Origin of the sequence: Tranquillimonas alkanivorans, from assembly GCF_900115595.1 — a bacterium.
GTDB lineage: Bacteria > Pseudomonadota > Alphaproteobacteria > Rhodobacterales > Rhodobacteraceae > Tranquillimonas > Tranquillimonas alkanivorans.
In genome coordinates, this window is sequence record NZ_FOXA01000057.1 from 1 (window position 1) to 7,301 (window position 7,301).

Here is a 7,301-nt window from a genome sequence, read left to right on the forward strand (position 1 = left end):
GATTGCGCCAAGCTCATAGCTGTACTCGTCGTAGTGGTGATCTTCACCAAGCTGCATGCCTTCCTCGATATGCAGCTGGATCTCGGTGCCGGGGTACTGCTCCTCCAAGGCCTGTATCTCGGGCTTCGAGGGCGCATGGGTCACGATCTCATCGGCGGAGTGTCCGTACAACCTCGGCATGAACTTTGCCGCGTACCGGAATGCGCCTTGCCGCGCCGGGTAGTCCGGCTTCCGCCCCAGCGCCACATCGATCATCACCTCCTTGTGGGGAACGCCCTCGACCTTGTCGAAGAGCGGACTGTGGGACTTGGAGATGCGGGCGTTGATCTCGAGGAGCGCCAGGCTGTCGTCGGCGGCATGATAGAAAAACTCCATGTTGAACGGCGTGTCGTCCAGCCCAATTTGTCCCAGAACCTTGGCCGCCGAAGCGCGCAGGCGCGCCTTCACGGGGTCCGGCAGCGCCGAGGGGTACTCGTAGCGTTCGAGGCTGGAGCGGTTGGGGCCGCGGATCGAGTCGACGATGCCATAGACCTCGGCCTCGCCGTTCAGCACGTAGCCTTCCAGCGTACATTGCCGCCCGGCGGAGATGATCTCCTCGGCGATGCACTTCCAGGCTCCCGCCTCCGCAATCTCGGCGGGCAGGTCGGCGTACTCCATCAGCACGTCGAGGGGCCGGGCGAAGCGGTGGATGCCGGCACGGGTCTCGGCGAGCGCGTGCCGGTACTCGCTCACATCCTTCACCAGGAAGCCAAGAAGAGAGGAATGCGCCGTCACCGGCTTTAGCCAAAATGGGAAGCTCAGAGGCGGCGCGGCGGGATCGTCCTCAAAAGGATCGACAAGCGCGAAACGGGGCACCTGGTCGGGCAATGCCTTGGCCTGCTCAAGCCGGCTCCAGTACTTGTGCTGGCAGCGCAGGACGCTTTCGAGGCTCGGCCCCGGCAACCCGAGCTCGCGCCTCAGGATCGGGATCATCAGGATCGATGGGAAATCCCAATAGCCGACGATGGCGTCGACGGTACGATCGAAGGCGCGCAAGACGCGCCGCCCCTCGTCGAGGAGAGCCGCCATGTCGAAGCTTTTCGCATAGGTGATTTGTTGCCGTTCGTAGAGCGTGTGGAACGCATAGCGTTCGGCATGACGAACGCTATGCAAAAGCCGCAGGTTGAACGGGTCGAGTCCGGTGACGAAGATGTTCCTCTTGCGCTCTTGACGCATCTCGCTTCCTTGGCTTCATTCCTAAGAAGATCGCACCGACCGTCGAATTCGAATTCCGGTGTATCCGAACAATGATCCGTCTCCGGCCTCACTGCTGAGTGTTGCCGCCGGTTTCCTGCATCGACTGCAGGTAATGGACGAGCGCGTAAATGCGATTGCGCACACGCAGTTCGTTCAACTCGTCGGGTCCCCACTCGGACATCTCGGCGTTCATGTAGCGGTCGCCCCAGACGGGCATCTTCCGGTCTCCATGCGCGGCGACCTCGGCTCGGCCATCGATGACGGCAAAGGCACGCTCCAGCGGGAACGTGCCGCCGTTGTTTGCGGCGAGCTGCGTGAGGTCGCCGGGATCGACGCCGCGAAACAGCCTCGTCAGAAAGCCCGCGCCTTTGCCGTCCATGCCGTGGCAGGACGCACAGGAGTTCAGGAATTCACGTGCGGTCGGTTCGATTATCACCGGTGCCGGACGTTCTCGGTCCACAGCCGGGACCTGCGCTTGCGATGGCAGGCATACAGTAAGGAACGCGAGCGCCGCACCCGCCAGTGTTATTGAACCATTCATGATGCTCTCCAGCTTTTCCAGTCTGCATCAAGGGTAGCAATCGCGGAGGTGTTCACCATTGACGTCTGTCATGATCCGAGATGCATTCAGGTGCCGGCAGTGGGCCCGAGCACTCTAATTTCCAGATGCGCGGAAGCCGTTGCCCGACCACTCTCAGTCCGTTGCGACCACGACCCGTCGCAAAGCAGCCGGCTGCACCGCCAACGCGAAGTTCAGCACGAACTGTCGCTGCGGTCTGATAGGCGGCGTGGCCACTCGAGGAGGTTGCGCGTATAGCACTTTCGCGAGTGGAAAGGAATGTTAGCTAATTCGCCCGAGACCGGTGCGAATTGTCCGGCATCAGCGGCTATGTGACACCTTCTTCAAGTTCCATACCCGCCAACCGTCGGCGAGCAAAGTCGATAAGGACTCCTGAGGGATGAGGCAAAGACTGGCCGATAAGCGAGGAACTGTGGCTCGCGGTCGAAGAGCGCCAGCTTCAAGGGGTTCTGGCCTACTTCGCCTTTCGCTCGACGGGCGACTGGCAATCATGCCGCCGCTCGGCTCTCCAAGGGGCGGCGGCTGGCGGCGTTGAAAGCGCCGGTGCCCCTGCCAAAGAGGGCGCACAGCACCGAAGACATCCGTCCAGCCTAAGCGTGAGGGCGCAGGAGGCGCTGAGGTGCGCGTAGAGCGGCCTCTTCTGCTCGCGAGCGGGGTCTGCGCAGGCCCGGCAAGATACCGCTCCAGGCGCGGCTCAGCGGCTCTGTGTCGTGGTTCTCCTCGAGCAGTGCTCCGCGGCGGGTTCATCCTCACCGCTGCTCAGGATGTGCTCCACATCTGCAGCGCGCCTTCGCCGGCAGCAGCAAGAGCACAGGCGTCAGCGCGTCGACAGCCTCGGTGTCCACCTTGATCTCTTCGTGCGGGTCGCACAGTCGGAAGGTCACCAGCAGGTTCTGTTCCGCCTCCGGCAGACCCGGTGCGGTTCACCGCGAGGCTTCCTCCTGGCCAAAGAGTTGCTTGACTTACTCCGCCGCCTGGCGAACCGCGCGGTGGTGCGGGAGGAAGAACGGTCGGCCCTCCGGGCCCTCGGCACGAACCTCACAGTCGATGCCGAAGACCTCGCTGATGATCTCCTCGCGAAACACCTCGCCGACCGCGCCTTGCGAAACGATTTGCCCGGCACGGAAGAACACCAGGCGGTCTGCGAAGCGCGCTGCGAGATTGAGATCGTGCAGCACCACCACCACCGTCTTGCCCATGGCGCGCGACAGGTGGCGCACCAGCGACAGGGTCTCGAGCGCGTGGGCGATGTCGAGGTGATTGGTGGGCTCGTCGAGCAGGACCACGGGCGACTCCTGCGCGATCACCATCGCCAGCCACACCCGCTGAAGCTGCCCGCCCGAGAGCGCGCCGATGGGCCGGGCCGCCAGGTCGGAAACATCCACCGCCGACATCGCCGCGGTTACAGCCGCGCGGTCGGTCGCGCGGCGGCCCGAGAGCGGCGGGCGATGGGCGTAGCGGCCGAGCGCGACGAGCTCCTCGACGCTCATCTCGCCCGGCGCCTCAGGCGTCTGCGACAGCATGGCGAGCTCACGTGCCAGCTCGCGGGCCGGCCATTCGCTCAAGGGGCGGTCGAGCAGACTTGCCTCGCCTCGCGACAGGGGCAGGACCCGGCGCATGGCCTTGAGGGCTGTCGACTTGCCGCAGCCGTTGGGACCGCAGAGCGCGGTGACCTGCCCCGGCGGGATGTCGAGCGACAGGTCCTCGAACACCAGCTTGCGGTCATAGCCGATGGCGGCGGAGGACAGCGACAGCGCGGAATCAGGCATGGGTACGGCCCACCCGGGTCAGGAGGAACAGGAAGTAAGGCGCACCGATCAAGGCGGTGACGGCGCCCGTCGGCACCTCGAGCGGCTGGAAGGCCGCGCGCACCAGCAGGTCGGCACCCGAGACGATGGCACCGCCCAGAAGCGCCGCGCCCAGCATCTGAGCCCCGGCGGCTGTTCCCAGGAGCAGCCGTGCGGCGTGGGGGGCGATCAAGCCAACGAAGCCGATGCCACCCGCCACGCTGACGGCGGCCGCCGCGAGGTAAACCGACAGGAGCAGTGCTGCCGCGCGCGTCAGTTCAACCCGCAGGCCGGTGGCGAAGGCGCTCAGCGGGTCGAGCCGCATCTGGTCGAGCGGACGCGCCATGAGCGCGAGCAAGGGCAGGGCAGGGGCGACCGCGGCCGACACAATGGCGACGTCGCGCCACTCGGCTTGGTGCACGGACCCAGCGAGCCAGATCAACGCCTGGCTCGAGCGATAGACGGGGCCGACGATCAGCATCAGCACCACCGCCGCGTTGGCCAGCGCCGCAAGCGCCACGCCGTAGAGGATCAGCCGCATCGGGTCACCCCGGTCGCGCCAGACCAGCCCGGCCACGGCCAGCGCGAAGACCCCCGCGCCCGCGGCGGCGAAAGCCGGCTGCCAGAGGACCGAGACCTGCAACAGGTTGGCGCTGTCCGAGAAGGCGAAGAGAAAGACCAGCACGCCCACCGCCGCACCGTCCACCACCCCCAGCACCGAGGGTGAGGCCAACGGGTTTCGCGTCGCCCGCTGAAGCAGCGCGCCCGCCAGCGCCAGCGCGACCCCGGCGAGGATGGCCAGAAGGACGCGCGGAAGGCGCAGGTTCCACACGATGATGCCGTCCGTCCGCTCGCCTGCGCCAAAGAGTGCCGCGATCACCCGCTCGGGCGGGATGAACGAGCTGCCGACGCCCACGCCCGCCAGGAACAGGACAGCCAGCGCGAGCGCCAGGGCGGACAGGCGCAGCGGGATGCTCATGCTGCCCCAAGCCGGTGGCGCCTGAGCAGGACCAACAGGAGCGGCACGCCCGCCACGGCGGTGACGGCCGAAATCGGGGCTTCGCTCGGGAAGATCACGAACCGCGCCACGATGTCGGCGGCCAGCGCCAACGCTGCGCCCGCGAGAAGCGTGAGCGGCACCAGACGCGCGTGCCCTCGCTGGCCGGTCAGCCGCGCGAGGTGGGGCGCGACGAGGCCCAGGAAGGCCACCGGCCCGGCCAGCGCCACCGCCGCCCCGGCCAGCAGGGACGCGCCCAGCAGCGCGACCAGCCGCGTCGCGCGCACCGGCACGCCGAGCGCAACGGCTGTGCCGTCGTCGGTCTGCAACACGTCGAGCGTCCGTGCGAAGGCCAGCGCGGCGGCCGAAACCACGCCGATCAGGGGCAGGGCATAGGCCAGCGGCGCGAGGGGGCGGTCGGCGAAGGCGCCCGAGAGCCAGAACAGAAGCTCCTCCATCGCCGCCTCGTCGAGGATGATCGCCACCTGCGTGCCCGCCGACAGGAGCGCGGCGACGGTGACGCCGGCGAGAAGCAGGTGCAGCGGCGAAAAGCCCAGCCCGCCCGACAGCGCCAGTCCGAAGACCAGCGTCGCGGCGGCCATGGCTCCGGCGGCCGAAAGCATCGTCAGCGTGGCGAGGTCGGCCGCGCCCGTCAGCGTCACCGCCAGCACCACGGCGAAGGCGGCTCCGGCGTTGACGCCCAGAAGCCCCGGCTCGGCTATGGGATTGCGGCTAACGGTCTGCATCAGCAGTCCGCTCAGCCCCAGCGCCGCGCCCACCGCGAGCGCGACCAACGTGCGGGGCAGGCGCAGGGTGCGGATGATCAGCGCGTCGGGATCATCCGATCCCGAGACGAGCGCATGCCAGACCTCCGCCGGGCTGTATAGGCGGAGGCCAAGATGAAGCGAGGCCAAGGCCAGAAGCACGAGACTCGCCGACAGCAAAAGCACGATGCGGCCCATGGGCGGCTCTTCGCAATTCCGATCAATTTAGTCAAATGTGTTCTTGATGATTTCGCTCGGATTTGCGACGGCTGGACGCCAGACATTCTGGAGGACCTGCCATGTTTCGTATCGCCGCCGCGGCCGCCGTCGCGAGCCTTGTTTTCGCGGGTGCGCTTCAGGCGCGCGAGGTGACGCACGCCATGGGCACGACCGAGGTGCCCGACGACCCCGAGCGCGTCGTCATCCTGACGAACGAGGGGACAGAGGCGCTGCTGGCGCTCGGCATCACCCCGGTTGGCGCGGTGCGCTCGTGGACGGGCGATCCTTGGTACGACCACATCGCCGGGCAGATGCAGGACGCCGAGGTCGTGGGCACCGAGAGCGGTGTGAACCTCGAACTCGTCGCCGCGCTCGAGCCCGACCTGATCATCGGCAACCGCATGCGGCAGGAGAAGGTGTACGACCAGCTTTCGGCCATCGCGCCCACAGTGATGTCCGAGCAGTTGCGCGGCGACTGGCAGATCAACTTCGACCTATACGCCGAGGCACTGGGCCTCGAGGAGGAGGGCGAGCAGGTCATCGCCGATTACCGGCAGCACGTGGCCGACCTCTCCGACGCCCTGGGCGAGGCGACCGACGAGGAGGTGTCGGTGGTCCGCTTCCTGCCGGGCCAGATCCGCATCTATCAGCTCGACAGCTTCTCGGGCGTGGTGCTGGACCAACTGGGCTTCGAGCGGCCCGAGAACCAGGACGTGGACGACTTTGCCCTGCGCGTGGGCAAGGAAAGCATCCCCGACATGGACGGCGACCGCATCTTCCACTTCACCTACGACACTGGCGACGGCGAGGGCGCGGCGCTGGCCGAGGAGGTGCTGGACGACCCGCTGTGGCAGTCGCTGTCGGCGGTGCAGGACGGCCGGGTCCATGCGGTCGACGATGCGGTGTGGAACACCGCCGGCGGCGTCCTGGCGGCGCGGCTGATGCTCGAGGACATTGCGCGCATCTACGGCGTGGGCCACTGAGGTGAGGTGGTCGGCGGACCGTATGTCCGCCGGTGCTGCCCGTAGTGGACCGCCAACTGGCTCAGCAGGGCGGGAAAGCGCTTGGCTTTCAGCGGCTAGCCTGCGACCATTCGGACGCAAGGTGGCAGGCGTCGCTAATATCGAGATCTTCAACTCCGCGAGGCCGCCATGCCGTGGCCTTGCTTGTCATAACGTTTAATCTCATGCGGATGAACTGCTGATAGCAGAGCGGCGCTGCCTTACATGTCCGGTGCGTCGCGGGTTGGCAGGGCGCGCACATCGCTTCGGCTCTGCAAGGATCGGCGGCTAGTAGCGCTGGATGTGCCGGCACCCCTGCCAAAGACGTTGAGCGCCAGTTAGGACATCCTGCCAACCTCCGCGGGGTGCGCGTGAGGCGCTGAGGCGTGCGCAGAGAGGCTTCTTCTTCCGCTGGGTCGCCCGGGGTTCGAACGGCAAGATGCCGCTCCAGACGGGGCTCAGCGGCTCTGGCGTCGCGTCGGCTCCAGCGGCGCCACAATTGTACATCGCGCTTTTTCCCGCGAGCCTTGCCTCCCTCCAGGCTTGGAGCACGCCATCGCCCGGCCTTCCGGATCATCGGCCCAAGTCGCGAGCGCACATCGCCCGCCGGGCCGCAGGACGCGGGCCACCTACGCGATCGCGTCGGCAGGGTCGTTTGCGACAGTCGCGCCGCAGGTCGAGATCAAGCCGTGGAAGACGGCGCCCCCAAATGAAGTG

Annotated in this window: 6 protein-coding genes; 1 reads left to right on the top strand and 5 read right to left on the bottom strand. The window is 67.0% G+C overall.

Annotated elements, in window-relative coordinates; genetic code table 11:
• From BM162_RS21805 to BM162_RS21825, 5 genes are all read right to left on the bottom strand, one after another.
• A partial coding sequence (locus BM162_RS21805; protein WP_093425928.1) for an ATP-grasp domain-containing protein occupies positions 1-1,215 on the bottom strand: 1,215 nt, incomplete at its 3' end.
• 88 nt (positions 1,216-1,303) lie between these two features.
• Positions 1,304-1,672 (bottom strand): c-type cytochrome, encoded by a 369-nt coding sequence (locus tag BM162_RS21810; protein ID WP_143096297.1) that lies wholly within the window; start codon positions 1,670-1,672, stop codon positions 1,304-1,306.
• Positions 1,673-2,778: 1,106 nt separating this feature from the next.
• Positions 2,779-3,585, bottom strand: coding sequence for an ABC transporter ATP-binding protein (locus BM162_RS21815; protein ID WP_093425932.1), 807 nt, complete (start codon positions 3,583-3,585; stop codon positions 2,779-2,781).
• Positions 3,578-4,582: a FecCD family ABC transporter permease gene (locus BM162_RS21820; RefSeq protein WP_093425934.1), complete on the bottom strand. Its 1,005-nt coding sequence runs from the start codon at positions 4,580-4,582 to the stop codon at positions 3,578-3,580. The genes BM162_RS21815 and BM162_RS21820 overlap by 8 nt, the downstream gene beginning before the upstream one ends.
• Complete coding sequence (locus tag BM162_RS21825; protein WP_093425936.1) at positions 4,579-5,562, bottom strand: FecCD family ABC transporter permease; 984 nt, start codon at positions 5,560-5,562, stop codon at positions 4,579-4,581. Before BM162_RS21825 ends, BM162_RS21820 begins: the two co-directional genes overlap by 4 nt.
• 101 nt (positions 5,563-5,663) lie before the next feature.
• Here BM162_RS21825 and BM162_RS21830 point away from each other — a divergent pair, with 101 nt between their 5' ends.
• Positions 5,664-6,566, top strand: coding sequence for an ABC transporter substrate-binding protein (locus BM162_RS21830; protein WP_093425938.1), 903 nt, complete (start codon positions 5,664-5,666; stop codon positions 6,564-6,566).
• Positions 6,567-7,301: the final 735 nt, after the last annotated feature.